Annotated in this window: 13 protein-coding genes; 11 read left to right on the top strand and 2 right to left on the bottom strand. The window is 45.7% G+C overall.

All coding sequences use genetic code 11. The features are described 5' to 3' along the window. Window positions 1-55 precede the first annotated feature (55 nt). The 3 genes from L2W36_RS08195 (at window position 56) to L2W36_RS08185 (ending at window position 4,356) form a co-directional block, all read left to right on the top strand. Window positions 56-1,618, top strand: a complete 1,563-nt coding sequence (locus L2W36_RS08195) for a long-chain-fatty-acid--CoA ligase (protein ID WP_236109766.1) — start codon at window positions 56-58, stop codon at window positions 1,616-1,618. Continuing rightward, window positions 1,605-3,239 carry a GMC family oxidoreductase gene (locus L2W36_RS08190; protein WP_236109765.1) on the top strand — a complete coding sequence of 545 codons (1,635 nt, stop codon included), beginning with the start codon at window positions 1,605-1,607 and terminating at the stop codon, window positions 3,237-3,239. Before L2W36_RS08195 ends, L2W36_RS08190 begins: the two co-directional genes overlap by 14 nt. A gap of 205 nt (window positions 3,240-3,444) precedes the next feature. Further along, window positions 3,445-4,356, top strand: coding sequence for an alpha/beta fold hydrolase (locus L2W36_RS08185; RefSeq protein WP_124940935.1), 912 nt, complete (start codon window positions 3,445-3,447; stop codon window positions 4,354-4,356). Here the strand turns inward: L2W36_RS08185 and L2W36_RS08180 are convergent. Continuing rightward, window positions 4,334-5,377 (bottom strand): AraC family transcriptional regulator, encoded by a 1,044-nt coding sequence (locus tag L2W36_RS08180; protein ID WP_124940936.1) that lies wholly within the window; start codon window positions 5,375-5,377, stop codon window positions 4,334-4,336. The genes L2W36_RS08185 and L2W36_RS08180 overlap by 23 nt on opposite strands. A 219-nt stretch (window positions 5,378-5,596) precedes the next feature. On the opposite strand from L2W36_RS08180, the gene L2W36_RS08175 reads away from it, so the two are divergent. The 7 genes from L2W36_RS08175 to phnE (L2W36_RS08145) all read left to right on the top strand — a co-directional run bounded on the left by L2W36_RS08175 (window position 5,597) and on the right by phnE (L2W36_RS08145) (window position 14,193). Continuing rightward, window positions 5,597-7,570 carry a sensor histidine kinase gene (locus L2W36_RS08175; protein WP_236109764.1) on the top strand — a complete coding sequence of 658 codons (1,974 nt, stop codon included), beginning with the start codon at window positions 5,597-5,599 and terminating at the stop codon, window positions 7,568-7,570. Beyond that, window positions 7,567-8,922 carry a sigma-54-dependent transcriptional regulator gene (locus L2W36_RS08170; RefSeq protein ID WP_236109763.1) on the top strand — a complete coding sequence of 452 codons (1,356 nt, stop codon included), beginning with the start codon at window positions 7,567-7,569 and terminating at the stop codon, window positions 8,920-8,922. Before L2W36_RS08175 ends, L2W36_RS08170 begins: the two co-directional genes overlap by 4 nt. Window positions 8,923-9,209: 287 nt before the next feature. After that, window positions 9,210-10,427: a glycerophosphodiester phosphodiesterase family protein gene (locus tag L2W36_RS08165; RefSeq protein ID WP_236109762.1), complete on the top strand. Its 1,218-nt coding sequence runs from the start codon at window positions 9,210-9,212 to the stop codon at window positions 10,425-10,427. Window positions 10,428-10,665: 238 nt separating this feature from the next. Next, window positions 10,666-11,706 carry a phosphate/phosphite/phosphonate ABC transporter substrate-binding protein gene (gene phnD / locus L2W36_RS08160; RefSeq protein ID WP_236109761.1) on the top strand — a complete coding sequence of 347 codons (1,041 nt, stop codon included), beginning with the start codon at window positions 10,666-10,668 and terminating at the stop codon, window positions 11,704-11,706. Window positions 11,707-11,834: 128 nt separating this feature from the next. Continuing rightward, entirely contained in the window at window positions 11,835-12,605 is a 771-nt protein-coding gene (gene phnC / locus L2W36_RS08155; RefSeq protein WP_006071560.1) for a phosphonate ABC transporter ATP-binding protein, read from the top strand. Further along, window positions 12,593-13,390 carry a phosphonate ABC transporter, permease protein PhnE gene (gene phnE, locus L2W36_RS08150; RefSeq protein ID WP_006071561.1) on the top strand — a complete coding sequence of 266 codons (798 nt, stop codon included), beginning with the start codon at window positions 12,593-12,595 and terminating at the stop codon, window positions 13,388-13,390. Before phnC ends, phnE (L2W36_RS08150) begins: the two co-directional genes overlap by 13 nt. Beyond that, complete coding sequence (gene phnE / locus L2W36_RS08145; protein ID WP_236109760.1) at window positions 13,390-14,193, top strand: phosphonate ABC transporter, permease protein PhnE; 804 nt, start codon at window positions 13,390-13,392, stop codon at window positions 14,191-14,193. The genes phnE (L2W36_RS08150) and phnE (L2W36_RS08145) overlap by 1 nt, the downstream gene beginning before the upstream one ends. 50 nt (window positions 14,194-14,243) lie before the next feature. On the opposite strand, the gene L2W36_RS08140 is transcribed toward phnE (L2W36_RS08145), so the two are convergent. Next, a complete protein-coding gene (locus tag L2W36_RS08140) occupies window positions 14,244-15,026 on the bottom strand; it encodes an HAD-IIB family hydrolase (protein WP_063605560.1) in 783 nt (260 codons plus the stop codon). A 315-nt stretch (window positions 15,027-15,341) separates the two neighbouring features. Between L2W36_RS08140 and L2W36_RS08135 the strand changes: the two genes are divergently transcribed. Next, window positions 15,342-16,112: a DeoR/GlpR family DNA-binding transcription regulator gene (locus tag L2W36_RS08135; RefSeq protein WP_063605559.1), complete on the top strand. Its 771-nt coding sequence runs from the start codon at window positions 15,342-15,344 to the stop codon at window positions 16,110-16,112. The last annotated feature ends 53 nt before the right edge of the window (window positions 16,113-16,165 follow it).

The raw sequence follows: 16,165 nt of genomic DNA, 5'->3' as shown, positions 1-16,165 counted from the left end.
GAATCTTCGGCGCGCCAGTATTTACTGGCGTGGTACACCTACAAGGAGACCTAGGATGCATAACCTTGCTGTTAATCTTGAGCGCAGTGCTGCGCTCTTCCCGGACAAAACTGCTCTCAGAATGGGCGCAGAGGAGATCAGCTATCAACAACTGGAGAGTGCGGCTAGCACTGTTGCTCACAACCTCAAGCAACTTGGTTTGGAACAAGGAGACAAAGTGGCGCTTTCGTGTCCTAATGTTACCTACTTCCCCATCGCTTATTACGGAATTTTAAAGGCAGGCTGCGTGGTCGTGCCGCTCAACACGCTGTTTAAGAACCGGGAGATCGCCTACCATCTGCAAGACTCTGATGCTAAAGCGTATTTCTGTTTTGAAAATCAAGACATGGATCCAAGTGAGCAATACGGACGTTTGGGCTTTTCTCAAGTGGACAGCTGTGAACACTTCATACCCATGATGACAGTTGATGAGAGTGAACACTCATTAGAGCAGTGGTTGCAACAACCGCCGCAAGTGTTTGAATCTGCAGCAATGCAAGGGGACGATACTGCAGTCATTCTTTATACGTCGGGTACGACAGGACAACCGAAAGGCGCAGAGCTTTCTCACTCAAATATGCTGGCAAACGCAATGTCCTCTCAGTATTTAATGCGACTAGAGTACAGCGATACCACGATGGCGACCCTACCTTTATTTCACAGTTTTGGTCAAACCGTCATGATGAACGCCAGTGTGCTTACGGGCTCGTCGATTGTGCTCATTCCTCGCTTTGACCCTAAGTTGGTTATTCAACAAATCATCGACCACAAAGTCAGTGTCTTTGCGGGGGTACCCACCATGTATATCGCTCTGTTGACGGTGGGCGAGCAATTACCAGAGCAATCTGAACAGGTTAAACATAGCTTGAGACTGGGCGTTTCTGGTGGGGCGTCCATGCCAGTAGAGGTGATTCGTCAGTTCGAATCGCGCTTTGAGTTACCTGTCTTGGAAGGCTATGGCTTATCGGAAACGGCGCCCGTTGCTACTTTCAATCATATCGACGGTGACCGCTTACCAGGTAGTGTAGGTCAGCCGTTATGCGGTCATATGATTAAGATATCTGATGTTCAAGGTAATGCGCTGCCTGTTGGCGAGTTGGGTGAAGTGTGCATTAAGAGCCCGAGTGTTATGAAAGGCTATTACGGCAGAGCCGAAGCCAGTGCAGAAGCGTTACGTGATGGTTGGTTCTGGAGTGGTGATATTGGACGACTTGATGAGCACGGCAACTTATTCATTGTCGATAGAGTGAAAGATATGATCATTCGCGGTGGCTATAACGTCTATCCACGTGAGATTGAAGAAGTACTGATGTGTCATCCGGATGTAGAAATGGTGGCTATTGTCGGTGAGCATGATGAGCGACTTGGTGAGGAAATTCATGCTCACGTAGTGTTGCATGAAAACTGCACCAGTGATGGCGAAACCTTGGTAGCGTGGTGCCGTAGTCAACTTGCTGATTACAAATATCCACGCCGTGTATTTATTCGAGCATCACTGCCAATGACGGCAACAGGAAAGATCTTGAAACGCGAACTGCATCCATTGGATGTGATGGAGGCAGTCGATGGACAGCTATGATTTCATTATTGTCGGTGGTGGCTCAGCAGGTTGCGTGCTTGCTTCAAGGCTATCAGAAGACCCTACTGTGAATGTTTGTTTGCTAGAAGCCGGAGGTAAAGATACCAGTCCGTTTATTCATACGCCCGTTGGCTGTGTTGTGATGATGCCAACCAAAATCAACAACTGGGGGTTTGAAACCGTTCCTCAGCCTGGACTCAATGGTCGTAAGGGTTATCAACCCAGAGGGAAGACCTTGGGTGGTTCGAGCTCAATCAATGCCATGATGTATGCACGTGGTCACCGTTATGACTATGATCTTTGGGCATCATTAGGGAATGAAGGCTGGAGCTACGATGAGTGTCTACCGTATTTCAAAAAAGCAGAAAACAATGAAGTTCATCACGATGAATTTCATGGCCAAGGTGGGCCGCTGAACGTCGCTGACTTGCGATCACCTAGCCCAATGGTGGAAAGATACCTATCAGCGTGCGAGTCAATTGGCGTGCCGACCAACCATGACGTGAACGGTGCTGAACAGTTCGGTACTATGCAAACGCAGGTGACACAATTAAACGGTGAGAGGTGCAGTGCGGCAAAAGCTTACTTAACGCCAAACCTTAATCGTCCGAACTTAACCGTGCTCACCAAAGCCACCACGCATAAGGTGTTGTTCGATGGAAAGCGAGCGATTGGTGTAGAGTATGGAATGAAAGGGCAGCGTTTCCAAATTTACTGCAATAAAGAAGTCATTCTAAGCGCTGGTGCGTTTGGTACTCCGCAAGTGCTATTGCTATCAGGAGTCGGTCCTAAGCAAGAGCTAGACAAACATGGTATCGACCAAGTGCATGACTTGGTGGGAGTAGGTAAGAACCTGCAAGACCATATCGACTTGGTGCACTCATACCGAACTACGGCCAAACGTGACACCTTTGGTGTATCCCTAAAAATGGCGTCGGAGGCCAGTAAAGCAGTGCCTCAATGGTTCAAACAGCGTCAAGGCAAGCTGAGTAGTAATTTCGCCGAAGGTATCGGGTTTTTGTACTCTGATGATGACGTCGATGTGCCTGACTTAGAGTTTGTCTTCGTCGTAGCGGTGGTGGACGATCATGCTCGAAAAATCCACATGAGCCATGGATTCAGTTCTCACGTAACGCTACTTAGACCGAAAAGTACCGGCACGGTAACCTTAAATAGCGCCGATCCTTACGACGTTCCAAGCATTGACCCTGCCTTCTTCCAAGAACCTGATGACATGAGAGTGATGATCAAAGGTTGGAAAAAACAGTATCAGATGCTGCAAAGCGAGGCGTTTGATGACGTTCGCGGAGCGAGTTTCTATCCTGTTGACCCGGACGATGACGCCGCGATTGAGCAAGATATCCGCAATCGCGCCGATACTCAGTATCACCCGATTGGTACCTGTAAGATGGGGACTTCGGATGATCCTGAAGCGGTGGTAGATAGTGAACTGTCCGTATACGGGATGGATAATCTACGGGTGGTTGACGCATCTGTGATGCCGACGTTGGTGGGTGGCAATACCAATGCACCCACCATCATGATCGCCGAAAAAATAGCTGACGTGATCAAAGCAAAATACTCGATTTGTCATCCTGCTGATGCTTCAAAAGTCAGTTAACCAGTGAGCACAGACCAAGCCATCATGGCTTGGTCTGTGTATCAAATAGCTCTTTCCCTTGACCTCCTTCGTTGTGTTGTTCCTCACTAAAGTCAAATGAGTCCTAAGAACGCGATGTTGCAACCTTATGACCTATTTCTTACCACCATAGTCTCTACACTCAAGCTTCTAGAATGGAAAGTGCAGTATGTAGGGAGAGGGAAATATGAATTGGAATGTGGCACCAATGATGGCTTTGGTCATGTTGCTGCAAGGATGTGGCGCACAAAATAGCTCACAAGCCATTGAACAGAAATACACAAATCACGCCTCGAAATTTACCACTGTGGAAGGTAAACGAGTGCATTATCGAGATGAAGGACAGGGTGAGGTGGTGATTTTACTGCATGGCACTTCATCGTCACTTCACGCGTGGGAACAATGGACGCAAATCCTCAAACAAGACTATCGCGTCGTACGTATGGACTTACCGGGTTTTGGCTTGACCGGGCATCTGCCTCAAAACCAGTACGAAATCGCTGACGATATTGCTTTTTTGAGCGCTTTTATTAGAGAACTCGACATCGAACAGGCACATTTTGTTGGTAGCTCTTTAGGAGGGCGCATCGTGTGGGAGTTCAGTTTGCAACATCCAGAGCAGGTTAAAACCCTTACGTTGATAAACGCGTTAGGGTATCCGCAACAATCGTGGCCACCAGGCATTGAGATGGCCCAGTGGCCAGTCATCGATAAAATAATGGAACATGTCACTCCAAGGTTTATGTTCGAGGATGGGCTTAAAGAGGTTTACTTCGACCCGCAACTCGTGGATGCGGCGTTAATTGATCGATACTACGAACTGACCACCTACCAACAAAATCGACAGGGATTTACACGTCGCGTCAAGGCATCGCTGGATGAGGACTCGGATAAGATAACGCAAGTTGCTAAGCCGACTCTTATTCTGTGGGGGAAGGAAGACCGTTACTTTCCAGCTGAAAATGCGCGAAAGTTTGAGCGTGATATTCGGGGCTCTTATGCTGTGGTGTATGACGACGTGGGACACTTACCGATGGAAGAGGTCCCAGAACGATCAGCACAGGCATTTAAACAGTTTATCTCGAAAGGTAAGCCTTAGGACTAACCTGATACCAGCGCTTGAACGCTTTGTAGAAGCTGCTGGTATCTTTAAAACCAAGACGATAGCTCAACTCGGTCACGCTTGGAGGCGGGGTTTGAGTTAGCCAACGGGCTGCTAGCTGCTTTCTAGTATCATCAAGAATACTCTGGAAGGAGGTATGCTCTTTTTCCAGTTTGCGGTAGAGCGTTTGTCGGCTGATGTGTAATTGCTGCGCAACCTTGTCTACGCTGAATAGTTCTCCATTTTCTAGTCCGTTTACTACTATGGTTCTGACCTGCAGCTGGACAGGTTGAGTTTTCGTTAGCGTCTCAAGATGACTTCGTGCGGTTTTTGCCATCATCGTTTTCAGATACTCACTACTTGTCACAATAGGAAGGTTGAGCCATTTCGATTCAAATATCAGCTGGTGTTCAGCACAGTTAAATTCAATGGCTTCTCCAAAGGTTGGTTGATATTTATCCACATAGTTCGGAGCCAAATACCCAAACTTAGCTTTGGTTAGCGGGAAGGATTGGGCACTCAGCATTCTCGCCCACGTCACCATCGCACTCATACTACGTTCGATGGCGGCTCTAGGGTAGTTATGCAGTGATTCAATGGAGAGGGTTAAGCGGCACTGCTGCCCATCGTCTTCTACTTGCCAACTCTCCGAAGCATTCATCAGCAAAATATTACTTTGGAACGTGTTAAAGGCATCTCTTAACGTCGCGCATTGGCTCACCCAACTTGCTAGTACACCTTTTGATTCAGGGGATATGGTTCGCCCAATGATGAGTCCAATGTCGGGCGATGGATGGTGCTGTTCGAGCAGTGACCACAAGGCAACCATTTGGCTTTCTGGAAGCCGGTCCGATGGCGATAGCTTGGCGCTATTTTGAATAGCCTTTAGCGTAATAGCGTCAAGGTGATTGGATGTTTCTACCTGTTCGCGCAAAGCGGCTGGCAACAGTGGATAGGCATTTACCAAATCAATGACAGAGGCGAATGAAACGGATTTTTCGATAGAGTTATCTGCCATGAGTGTTACCAAAATTTTAAGTTATAGCTAACTAATATCGCAATTTTCCTCGTCTATCAATCTAGAGTGCTTGTAAAAAATGGTTAGTTCATAAGATGTTAGCTAATTGTGCCTATCAACCACTCTCTCAAAAAGCGGACTATGTCCTTTATTTAATTATTGTTATGGTGTTTTATATGGCTTGTTAATGATTTGGTGGTGTAGAGGGCAAATCAGTCAATGGAAATGATACGTGAGTTACGTGAACACTCTAACCAAAGCGTGGCGGCGAGATTTCGTCGTGTGGTTTCTTTGATGCGCCAACAACGCTGGATGAGATTGCGAGGTATAGAACTGCGCCTGATTCTGGCACTCGCTATGCTCGCGTTCACTACATTAATCCTATCTGTGGTTACCACTTATACGTTCAATGACCTTAACCAACGTCTTATTGTTCTGAAAGAGAACAAGATCCCAGCCTTGGAGCAGGCCGCTCTGCTCAATGACAAAGTTCGATCGATCATTACCACCTCTTCTCAGCTTAGTGAAGCGGACTCGAATTTAGAGCGAAAGCAGGCCATGCAGAAGATAGAGCGTGCCATTGATGAGATGGATCAGATTATGATCCAGTTTCCGGATTATCACTCGTATTACAAAGAAATGATTGCTCAGGTCAGTAATAGCTTGAGCTTATTGCATCAAAGCGAAAACGAATCACAACAACTCAATCTAGAGCTGCGAGATTTGCTAGAAGGTTTCTACCCGCTATTGAAACAAGCTACTCAGTCACTGGACCAGTTGCCAACTGCGGCCAAAGCTCAAATTCAATACACACAGATGAAGTCGTTGCTGTACTACCAACTTGGGCTGGTGGAAAAGCTCTATAGCGATGCTAGCTTTAACGAGCTTGATTACACCACTTACCGAATTGAGCAAATTGGTCAAGAGTGGTGGACGTTATGGCAACAAAGTGGCGTGAAGTTACAGTTTCCTGAGATCGACCAAAAACTCTCGATTATTTACGACTTGTCTTCTAGCTCGAGCCGCCTGTATACCCTAAAAAACAAAGCACTGGATCACCGATATCAAGAGCAGTATTTCTTGCAGAACAGTCGCGACCATTTGAACCAGTTAACGGTGCAAATTGAATCTAATACCAATAAGGTTAATCGTAACATCGACAACTCCATCGCTGTAGTTCAACAGTCATTGCTTTCAAACCAACAGTTATCGTTAGCGCTGTCTCTGTTTAGTGTGTTAGCGGCGGTGGGTATCTCATGGTTTTATGTACGTAAAAACATTCTTGAACGACTTACGCAGCTGAAACACAACATGTTCGCTATCTCGACGGGACATTTAGATACTGAAGTGGCGATTCGTGGAAATGATGAAGTGACGCAAATGGCTAAATACCTCAAAGTGTTTCAGTCAACGGCGAAAGTGGTGAAGCAGACCAACCGACGCTTGGAAGCGGAAGTGGTGGAGCGTACGGCCGCAGAGGAAAAATTACGTATTACCCAAAACGAATTGATTCAAGCAGGGAAACTCGCGGCGTTGGGACAGCTCAGTGTCGGGATTACTCATGAAATCAATCAGCCATTAACTGCGGTTAATAGCCATGTCCGAAGTGCACAGCGGTGGCTTGAAAAAGAGCGCCCCGATAAAGCTATAACCAACCTTCAAAAAATCGAAGTGCTATTGGAGAAAGTGGCAGCAATTACCAGACACCTTAAAGCATTTGCTGGAAAAAGTGACGGTAGGCTTGAAAACGTACCGTTAAACAAGGTGGTGGAAGATGCTCTTGAACTCTTTGATAACCGAAGAGAGGGGGTATCGATTGTGTTCGAACAGCAGCCGGACTGTTTGGTTCGAGCCAACAGCATTAGATTGGAACAAGTTTTGGTGAATTTGGTCAGCAACGCCTTAGACGCTGTGGAAGGGAGCGCTGAACCACTATTGGTGGTTTCCATTTGGAGCGACACCAAAACAGTTTCAGTTTCCGTCCAAGACAATGGGAAAGGCATACCTGCCGATGAGTTACCCTATCTTTTTGACCCATTTTATTCCACTAAGCGTTCAGGTAAGGGGCTCGGGCTCGGGCTCTCTATTGCATACAACATTATTCAAGATTTTGGAGGGACGATTCATGTCCAATCCGAGATTGAACAGGGCACTGAGTTTATTGTGACTCTGCAACAAGGCAATCCATCATGACACAACAAAAACACATCGTCCTCATTGACGACGAACACGACGTAGTAGAAGCAGTAAGTGAAATGCTAGAACTTGAAGGTTTCGCAGTTACAGCGTTCACTGACCCAAGAAAAGCGCTACGATCACTTACCAATAACAGTCGGTCGGTTGTGTTGTGTGACGTCAGGATGCCCTCGGTCGACGGACTGACATTGTTGAGCTCAATTCAACATCGCGCGCCACAAGTGCCGGTTTTATTGATGAGTGGTCATGGGGATATTCCGATGGCTATCGAAGCAATGAAGTTGGGGGCGTTCGACTTTATCGAAAAGCCGCTTAATGCCGATGAGGTGATCGCCAAGCTCGATTTAGCTCAGTTACAAGCGCAACAAACTCTCGTTAGTACCCAATCTCTGGAGTTGACCGACAGCGAAGCGATTGAATCCGTGATTATTGGTCAATCTAAAGCGATGGAAACCATACGTAAGCAAGTGCTCGCGCTCGCTAACACAGGGGTGGATACCATCATTAATGGTGAGACAGGAACAGGAAAAGAAGTCGTAGCAAGAGCACTTCACCAGTTTAGTCGCCGACAAGCCAAACCATTTGTCGCTATCAACTGTGGTGGAATGACCGAGAGTATTATTGAAAGTGAGCTGTTTGGTCATGAAGCGGGGTCGTTTACCAGTGCCAATAAAAAGCGCATTGGCAAAATTGAGCAGGCTAATGGTGGTACGTTGTTTCTTGATGAAATAGAGAGTATGCCCATAGCGGTACAGATAAAACTACTGCGCGTTATTCAAGAGCGAGTCATTGAGCGTGTGGGCGGGAATGAGTTAATACCAGTGGACATTGTTGTCGTAGCGGCCAGTAAGGCAGATCTTGCAGCATTAAGTGATACTGGCGAGTTCCGCTCGGATCTTTTCTATCGCCTTAATATCGCCAGTCTTAATCTGCCGCCATTGCGTCAACGTAAAGAAGATATCCAGAGTCTATTTAGGCATTTTGTTGGCCAGGCGAGTCAGAAATACAAGACTCGACCTTCCACGATTTATTCGGAACAGATTCAACAGCTATCGCGTCATGAGTGGCCGGGTAACGTGAGGGAACTACGTAACGTTGCGGACCGTTTTGTATTAGGTATCGTTGGTGATGGCTTTGATTTGCAAACGCCAATACAAGACGCCAGTGAGACTGAGTTTGCATTTGAAAAACAGATGGAACAATACGAACGCAATGTATTGACTGAGGCGTTAATTGAATCGGCTGGCAACATAAATGATGTCTCTAGCAAATTGAACTTACCGCGTAAGACGCTCTATCGGAAAATGAAAAAGCACCACTTGGATAAGGACGATTTTAAAGTGACCTAAGGCTTGAAGAGTGATGGAGATAATGGCAATTCGCTTAGTGAGTGGTGAAGGACAATAGTGACCCAATAGCCAGTGTTCTTTGTAAGTGGAAGTTCTAATTAACTGAAATTAAATAGTTTTATTGTTTTGGCATGAAGGGTGCAAATCACGTGCTTGTGATAATTTTGTCACATCCTTCACGGTAAAATAGGGTGTAGAAAACCAACGTTTTCGTTCCTATAAACGATAAACCGTGACCACTAACAAGGATTGATTCTCGTAGAGTAACGAGATGAAAGGAGAACTAAATGAAGCACATACTCACAGCAGTGGCAGGCGTCCTGATGGCGGTAAGCTCAACAAGTGTTTGGGCTGATGAACCCGCCAACTTGGGGCCAAGACCGGCGTATCTGGTGAATAGCATGGATGATAGCCCTCTTAAAGATAAGCTACTGAGTTGCAGTAATGGCGCGTTTGAGCGCAGTGATTTCTCTATCGGACACCGTGGTGCTGCGATGCAGTTTCCTGAACATACTAAAGAGTCTTATCTAGCGGCGATTGAGATGGGAGCGGGTGTACTGGAGTGTGATGTTACCTTCACCAAAGACAAGCAACTGGTTTGTCGTCACTCTCAAAGTGATTTGCACACAACAACCGATGTATTGGCACACCCAGATCTTGCAAAAAAATGCACCATACCTTTCCAGCCAGCTGATCCATCTACCGGTAAAGACGCACAAGTTGAGTGCCGCACATCAGACTTTACTCTGGCGGAGTTTAAGCGTTTGAAAGGCAAAATGGATGGCGCTAACCCGAAAGCGACCACTATTGAAGAATACATGCAGGGAACGCCAAGTTGGAGAACGGATCTGTATGCACAAAGTGGTACGTTAATGACCCATGCAGAGAGCGCTGCTCTGTTTAAGAAGCATGGGGTCAAAGTGACGCCGGAGCTAAAATCTGCAGCGGTTGAAATGCCGTTTGATGGCTTTAGCCAAGAAATGTACGCGCAAAAATTGATTGATGAACTCAAAGCCGCGGGTTTTGCGCCTTCCGATACCTACGTTCAGTCATTTAACCTAAATGACGTGAAATATTGGATTGCCGAGACTCCGGAGTTTGGCGAGCAAGCAGTGTATCTTGATGACCGTGTCTATGAGCAGAAAGACTTTGTTGCTTCTCTAGAGAACATGAAAGATCTGCATAAGCAGGGTGTCAATATTATCGCCCCACCGTTGTTCGCGTTAGTGCAACTTGATGACAAAGGACAAATAGTGGCATCTGATTATGCGAAACTGGCCAAGCAAGCTGATTTAGACATTATCGCTTGGACGCTGGAACGTTCTGGACCATTGAACAATGGCGGTGGATGGTACTATCAATCAGTCAAACCAGCTATCACGAAAGATGGTGACATGATGGTCATGCTAGATGTACTAGCCAAAGATGTAGGTGTGTTGGGTGTGTTTAGTGATTGGCCGGCAACAGTGACCTATTACGCTAACTGTATGGACATCGAATCGTAGATTTTTGAAGGTAGAGTAAGGGCCTTCGGGCCCTTTTTTAGTGGCGTTAATCTTTGCAAAAAAAGTTGGGACAAAACTGACTCAAATGACGGTTTGTTTAATGGACACTTTTGACCCATTTAGCTAACGTGTTTGAGTGGTGTAATTTAACTAATTGAATAATAAGAATAAAATTGTTGGCACGTCGCATGCAATATGTGACGTGATTACAACAACAACGTGAAAATAAGGTTTGAATATGAAAATCAGTGTTAAAGGACTGTTAATCGCCACCTCGCTGCTTGCACCTTCCCTCGTTCTAGCAAATGAATGCTCTAGCCGCGGCGTACTTGACGATAGATACTGTGATGAAAACAACGATTTGGTCGCTGACTCTCCGAAAAATGCCGATGAGTGGATTGACCCAAGTACCTTAGTATTTACCTACACTCCAGTAGAAGATCCGGCATTGTACAAAGATGCGTTTGCTGACTTCCAAGCACATTTGAGCAAGATTACTGGTAAACGCGTAATTTACTACACGGTGCACTCAAACTCTGCTCAGGTTGAAGCGATGCGTTCTGGCCGACTTCACGTCGCAGGCTTTTCGACAGGTCCTACAGGTTATGCAGTAAACTTGGCAGGCTATGTCCCGATTGCAGTAAAAGGTGACGAAGCTGGCTTCCAAGGCTACAACCTGATTACTATTGTTCGCAAAGACAGCGGTATTGACGACATGTCTGACTTAAAGGGTAAAAAGGTTGCTCACACTTCTGCTTCATCCAACTCTGGTAACCTAGCACCACGCGCACTTTTCCCTGCTGAAGGACTTGTACCTGACCAAGACTACAAAGTGCTTTATTCAGGTAAACATGACCAATCTATTCTTGGCGTCTACAACGGCGACTATGATGCTGCGCCAGTCGCGTCAGACGTCTATGACCGCATGGTTGCAGCGGGTCGTGTTGACGATTCAGAACTAAAAATCATCTACCGCAGTCCTCGCTTCCCAACTTCAGCATTTGGTTACTCTTATAACCTGAAACCAGAACTGGTTGAGAAAATCAAAGAGGCATTCTTTAGTTACCGCTTTACCCCAGAAATGAGCGCTTCGTTTAAAGGCGCTGACCGTTTCTCACCAATCACTTATCAAGAGGAGTGGGGCGTGATTCGTGATATCGCACATGCAACGGGTACGGCTTACACCAAGGCGGGTCTGAAGAAGTTGGCTGAGAAAGATGCGGCGAAGCGTGCTAAGAAGAAAGCTGCGGAACTAGCAAAGCAAGCTAGCACTCAATAACTCCCCCCTAATTTAAACCATTAGATCTTTGTTAACTATGCCCTCAAAGGTAGGGCATAGTTCATTCAAAATTTGCCTAAGACGCTGAACAATCGAGAGCGAATTAGGGTAAGCACAAGGAAAGCAGTATGGCTGTAGCAAGCTACGACGGAATCAAAATCAATAACCTATTCCATGAATATGTCGCAGGTAAGCCAATCCTAAAAGGGATCGATATCGATATCGATGAACCGGGGATTATCGCGATCATTGGCCCATCTGGTACTGGTAAAAGTACCTTACTTCGATGCATCAATCGTCTCAACGACCCAACATCCGGTGAAATCCTGTTTGAAGGAGAAGACCTAACCAAGCTAAAGGGGCAAGAGTTGAGAAAGCAGCGCCGACACATAGGTATGGTGTTCCAAGAGTACAATTTAGTTGAACGTTTAACGGTTATTGAGAACGTACTAAGCGGCCGTTTGGGGTACATGAGTGCTTGGAATGCGTGGCGACGTAAATACTCTTCAGAAGATCTTGCTAAAGCATTTGAACTGCTCAATTTTGTTGGTTTACAAGATTTTGCTAACCAGCGAGCTGATAGTCTGTCTGGTGGTCAGCGTCAGCGCGTTGGTATCGCAAGAGCTGTGATGCAAGACCCTTATATTCTGCTTGCCGATGAACCGACTTCGTCTTTGGATCCAAAAACCGCTGTGGAAATCATGGAGCTGATGGAGACCTTTGCTGAGCAGAAGAATATTCCGGTGCTGGTTAATATCCACGATGTGAACCTAGCGAAGCGATTTGCAAAACGCATTATCGGCATGTGTAACGGCAAGGTACATTATGACGGCAGCCCTGAGGGAATTACCGAAGAAGATCTGAAGATCATTTACGGAGGTGAGTCATGGCTGGACTAACTCCGAATGCAAAAATCAATGTTGAAAACCCATTCAAACCGTCGTGGACAAGTCGCGCGATTGTTGTTGCGGTCGTGGCGTATCTGTTTTACAGCGTCTCGACGTTGGGTCTGACATTTGACCGATTAATAATAGGTTTTGGTGAGAGTGAACGACTGATCTCTCGTATGATTCCACCTGATTTTTCTCGCACTAACTTGTTATTGAGTGGTTTAGCGGAGAGCTTGCAGATAGCTATCATTTCGAGCTTTTTCGGCATCGTTATTTCGCTCTTTTTGGGTCTACTAGCTGCGCGAAACCTGATGCCTTTGATTGTGTCCACTCCGGTGCGAGGCTTTATCGCATTATGCCGTTCGTTCCACCCAGTCATTATTGCCATCTTGTTTGTTAAAGCGGTTGGGTTTGGCGCATTGGCGGGTATTTTGACGCTGGTATTCGCGTCAATAGGGTTCATTGCCAAGCTATTTGCTGAGGCGATTGAAGAGATTTCCTTTAAGCCTGTAGAGGCGATTAGAGCAACCGGAGCAAGTTTTGCCAGCGTGATTCTATACGCGGTAATGCCACAAGTGTTTACTCGCTTCATCGGCTTTGCCAGTTATCAGCTTGACTCCAACTTACGTAACTCAACCATGGTCGGGATCGTTGGTGCTGGTGGACTTGGTGGTACCTTGTTCTCTGCATTCCAACGCTTTGATTATGATTTCGTTGCTGCCATTCTCATCACCATTATTGCACTCATTTTGGTTGGCGAGTTCTTGTCTAATATCGTGAGGAGAATCTTCTAATGACCACAGCAGCTATTGATAAAGAGTGGCAACGCTTTACGCCCAATGAGCGAATTGCGCGTTTCGCCGTGTATTTGTGCCTCGTATCTGCCATCGTCTGGTCATGGCAAACGGTGGAAGTGATTCCTGAGTTTTTGTATGACGCGCCAGCGCAATTTGCCGACATGTTTCAGCGTATGGTGCCTTTGGATTACGCTTTCTACCCGCAAACCATTCATGCGGCGATGATAGAAACGCTGCATATCGCAACACTGGGCACACTATTTACTTTGATTTTTGCAATACCTCTCGCGCTGCTTAATGCACCGAATATTACACCAAGCAAAACATTAAACTGGATTGCTCAGGTCTTCTTGGTATCTTCGCGCTCAGTGAACTCATTGGTTTGGGCGTTATTGTTTATTGCGCTGTTTGGCCCCGGTGTTCTGGCTGGCATTATGGCGATTGCGATCCGCAGCGTCGGTTTTGTAGGGAAACTGCTGTCGGAAGCCATTGCTGAAGTGAACATGGGGCCTATCGAGGCATTACGAGCGACAGGTGCGTCTTGGATGAGCGTGATTGTCAAAGGCTATTGGCCTCAAGTAATGCCCGCTTTTTATTCGATTGTGTTGTTCCGTTGGGACATCAACGTACGTGAATCTGCAGTGCTTGGCTTAGTTGGGGCTGGGGGGATCGGCGTAGTTCTTAACGATGCTCAAAACCTATTCGAATGGCAGAAAGTCTCAATGGTGTTAGTGACGATTTTCGCAGTCGTTATTATTGCTGAAGCCTTAGTCATTCACATTCGAAACAAGTTAATCTAGTTGATTTATAGCCAATAAAAAACGGCCGTTATGGCCGTTTTTTATTGCTATTAACTTTGCTTGAGCGCAATCAGTTTCTCGGCAAACTCTGCAAATCCGAAGCCACCCGGCTTAGTCATCACAAGGCTAGGCTTATGTTCTAGCTTATCCCAATAGTGCGTAATGTTGGCCACACCCACGGTGAGAGGTAAGCGCTCAAACATCAATTGATCATTAAGAGAGTCCCCTACGTAGCAGCACTGCTCATCAACCTTATGGCCCTCAATGCCTTTGCCTTTCAAGAAGCTGAGAGATGAGTGGCGTTTAGAGTGGTCACCATACCAAGCATTAATATGAATAGAACTTGCAGTAGCATGCGCACCCAAAGCATGGATTCGAGTCAGTACCTGTTGAACAATGTTCGGATCTACAGGCTCACGGTTCTGACCAATATCAATGGCAACTTCGCATAATCGATAGGATTGGTCGAGAGTTAACGCTAAATCAGGAAAATCGCTCAATATATCCAGCACTTGCTGTTTGAGTTTGGCTTGATCTGCGCGAATCTGATTCAAAGGTCGCTCGGTGGTTATTTGCAACGCGCCATCTTTCTTTTCCAACAAGAATGCACCATTTTCACCGAGTACCGCATCCACTGGCCACAACTGAGCAATATGGTCACACCATCCTGCACAAGCACCAGTCACCGCCACCACTTTGATGCCATTATCTCGCAGAGACTGTAGGGCGATGAGAGTGTCAGGAGGCAAGGAGCCATCCCACGTTAAGGTGTCATCAACATCGGTCAGAACCCAGTTGATCTGCTTCCATTCTGAAGAGAGTGGATTGGTCATACTTTCTATTCTCAATTGTACTTTTTATCGTGTTTTCAATAGTACCAAAACGGCAAAATTATGCAGTGACGTAGGTAGATTTAGCTATGCCTATATGACGTTTGAAGCGTTGGAACACACTCAAATGTCACAATGTATGTCTGGTTTTCGCCGCTTATGCCCGTTTCCCACAGTCAATGCCCGTTTTTTTGTGTGGTAAACCAAACAATCGGGCAAAAGTGGTCACTGAAAAATCTAGTGTGAGCTGGGTCGTAGTTTTTTTGGCCTTTTCGATTAATCTGTTAATAACAGCAAAGCAGTTGGTAGTAGGAAACGATGCAAGCAATTACCAGAGCGAATTTTATCTTGGGTTTAATTTCAAAGGTTGGTCAAGTTTCAGTTCAAGACCTGGCATCGGAATTAAATGTGTCGGTGGAAACAATTCGTCGAGACCTTAAAACGCTAGATAAAAAAGGTGAATTAATTCGTACTCATGGTGGCGCTATAAGTAAGCGTTATATTGATGAAGGAACGTCGTTTACTAATCGAGCCTCAAGCAATATGCAAGACAAACAAGATTTGGCTAAACAGGTTATTGAGCATATTTATGAAGGTGCTGTTATCGGTTTAGACGCTAGTTCTTCAAGTTGGCTAGTTGCTCAAGCATTACCTGATATTCGTTGTACGATTGTAACCAACTCGTTGAATAATATTAGTGTCCTATCTGGGAAAAAGAATATAACGATTATTAGCTTAGGTGGTCACTACTCAGAAAAATACAAATCATTCTATGGTTTGATTGCCAAAAATACTTTGCAGGAAATGGCGCTTGACCTGAGTGTAATCTCGTGTGTGGGCTTTGATGAACATAGTGGTGTGTGGGATTCGAATGAATACAATTACGAGATAAAAAAGACGCTCATCCAAGTGTCGAGCAAGAATATTCTTATTGCGGATAAGAATAAATACAAGAAACGAAGTTTATTAAAAATATGTAATTTTTGTGAAATCGATATATTGATTTCCAATGCGGAAATTGAAAGTGATATTCATGGTGATATGAATTCAATTTCAAATCCAAATAAGTGCATGATAACACCAATATAAAATAATTAGTTTAATCCAATAACGTGAAACAGTATCCAACATTAATTTGGAGG

The sequence above is a fragment of the Vibrio sp. McD22-P3 genome, assembly GCF_021568915.1.
Lineage (GTDB): Bacteria > Pseudomonadota > Gammaproteobacteria > Enterobacterales > Vibrionaceae > Vibrio > Vibrio mediterranei.
The sequence above is the reverse complement of the archived record's forward strand: the minus strand, read 5'-3'. Positions and strand labels throughout refer to the sequence as shown.

Bases quoted from the DNA above. Each gene is read 5' to 3' on its own strand.
- L2W36_RS08185 (WP_124940935.1), top strand. From the start codon at position 3,445: ATGAATTGGAATGTGGCACCAATGATGGCTTTGGTCATGTTGCTGCAA.
- phnC (WP_006071560.1), top strand. From the start codon at position 11,835: ATGGCTGTAGCAAGCTACGACGGAATCAAAATCAATAACCTATTCCAT.
- L2W36_RS08180 (WP_124940936.1), bottom strand. From the start codon at position 5,377: ATGGCAGATAACTCTATCGAAAAATCCGTTTCATTCGCCTCTGTCATT.
- phnE (WP_236109760.1), top strand. From the start codon at position 13,390: ATGACCACAGCAGCTATTGATAAAGAGTGGCAACGCTTTACGCCCAAT.
- L2W36_RS08170 (WP_236109763.1), top strand. From the start codon at position 7,567: ATGACACAACAAAAACACATCGTCCTCATTGACGACGAACACGACGTA.
- L2W36_RS08190 (WP_236109765.1), top strand. From the start codon at position 1,605: ATGGACAGCTATGATTTCATTATTGTCGGTGGTGGCTCAGCAGGTTGC.
- L2W36_RS08140 (WP_063605560.1), bottom strand. From the start codon at position 15,026: ATGACCAATCCACTCTCTTCAGAATGGAAGCAGATCAACTGGGTTCTG.
- L2W36_RS08195 (WP_236109766.1), top strand. From the start codon at position 56: ATGCATAACCTTGCTGTTAATCTTGAGCGCAGTGCTGCGCTCTTCCCG.
- phnD (WP_236109761.1), top strand. From the start codon at position 10,666: ATGAAAATCAGTGTTAAAGGACTGTTAATCGCCACCTCGCTGCTTGCA.
- L2W36_RS08175 (WP_236109764.1), top strand. From the start codon at position 5,597: ATGGAAATGATACGTGAGTTACGTGAACACTCTAACCAAAGCGTGGCG.
- L2W36_RS08165 (WP_236109762.1), top strand. From the start codon at position 9,210: ATGAAGCACATACTCACAGCAGTGGCAGGCGTCCTGATGGCGGTAAGC.
- L2W36_RS08135 (WP_063605559.1), top strand. From the start codon at position 15,342: ATGCAAGCAATTACCAGAGCGAATTTTATCTTGGGTTTAATTTCAAAG.
- phnE (WP_006071561.1), top strand. From the start codon at position 12,593: ATGGCTGGACTAACTCCGAATGCAAAAATCAATGTTGAAAACCCATTC.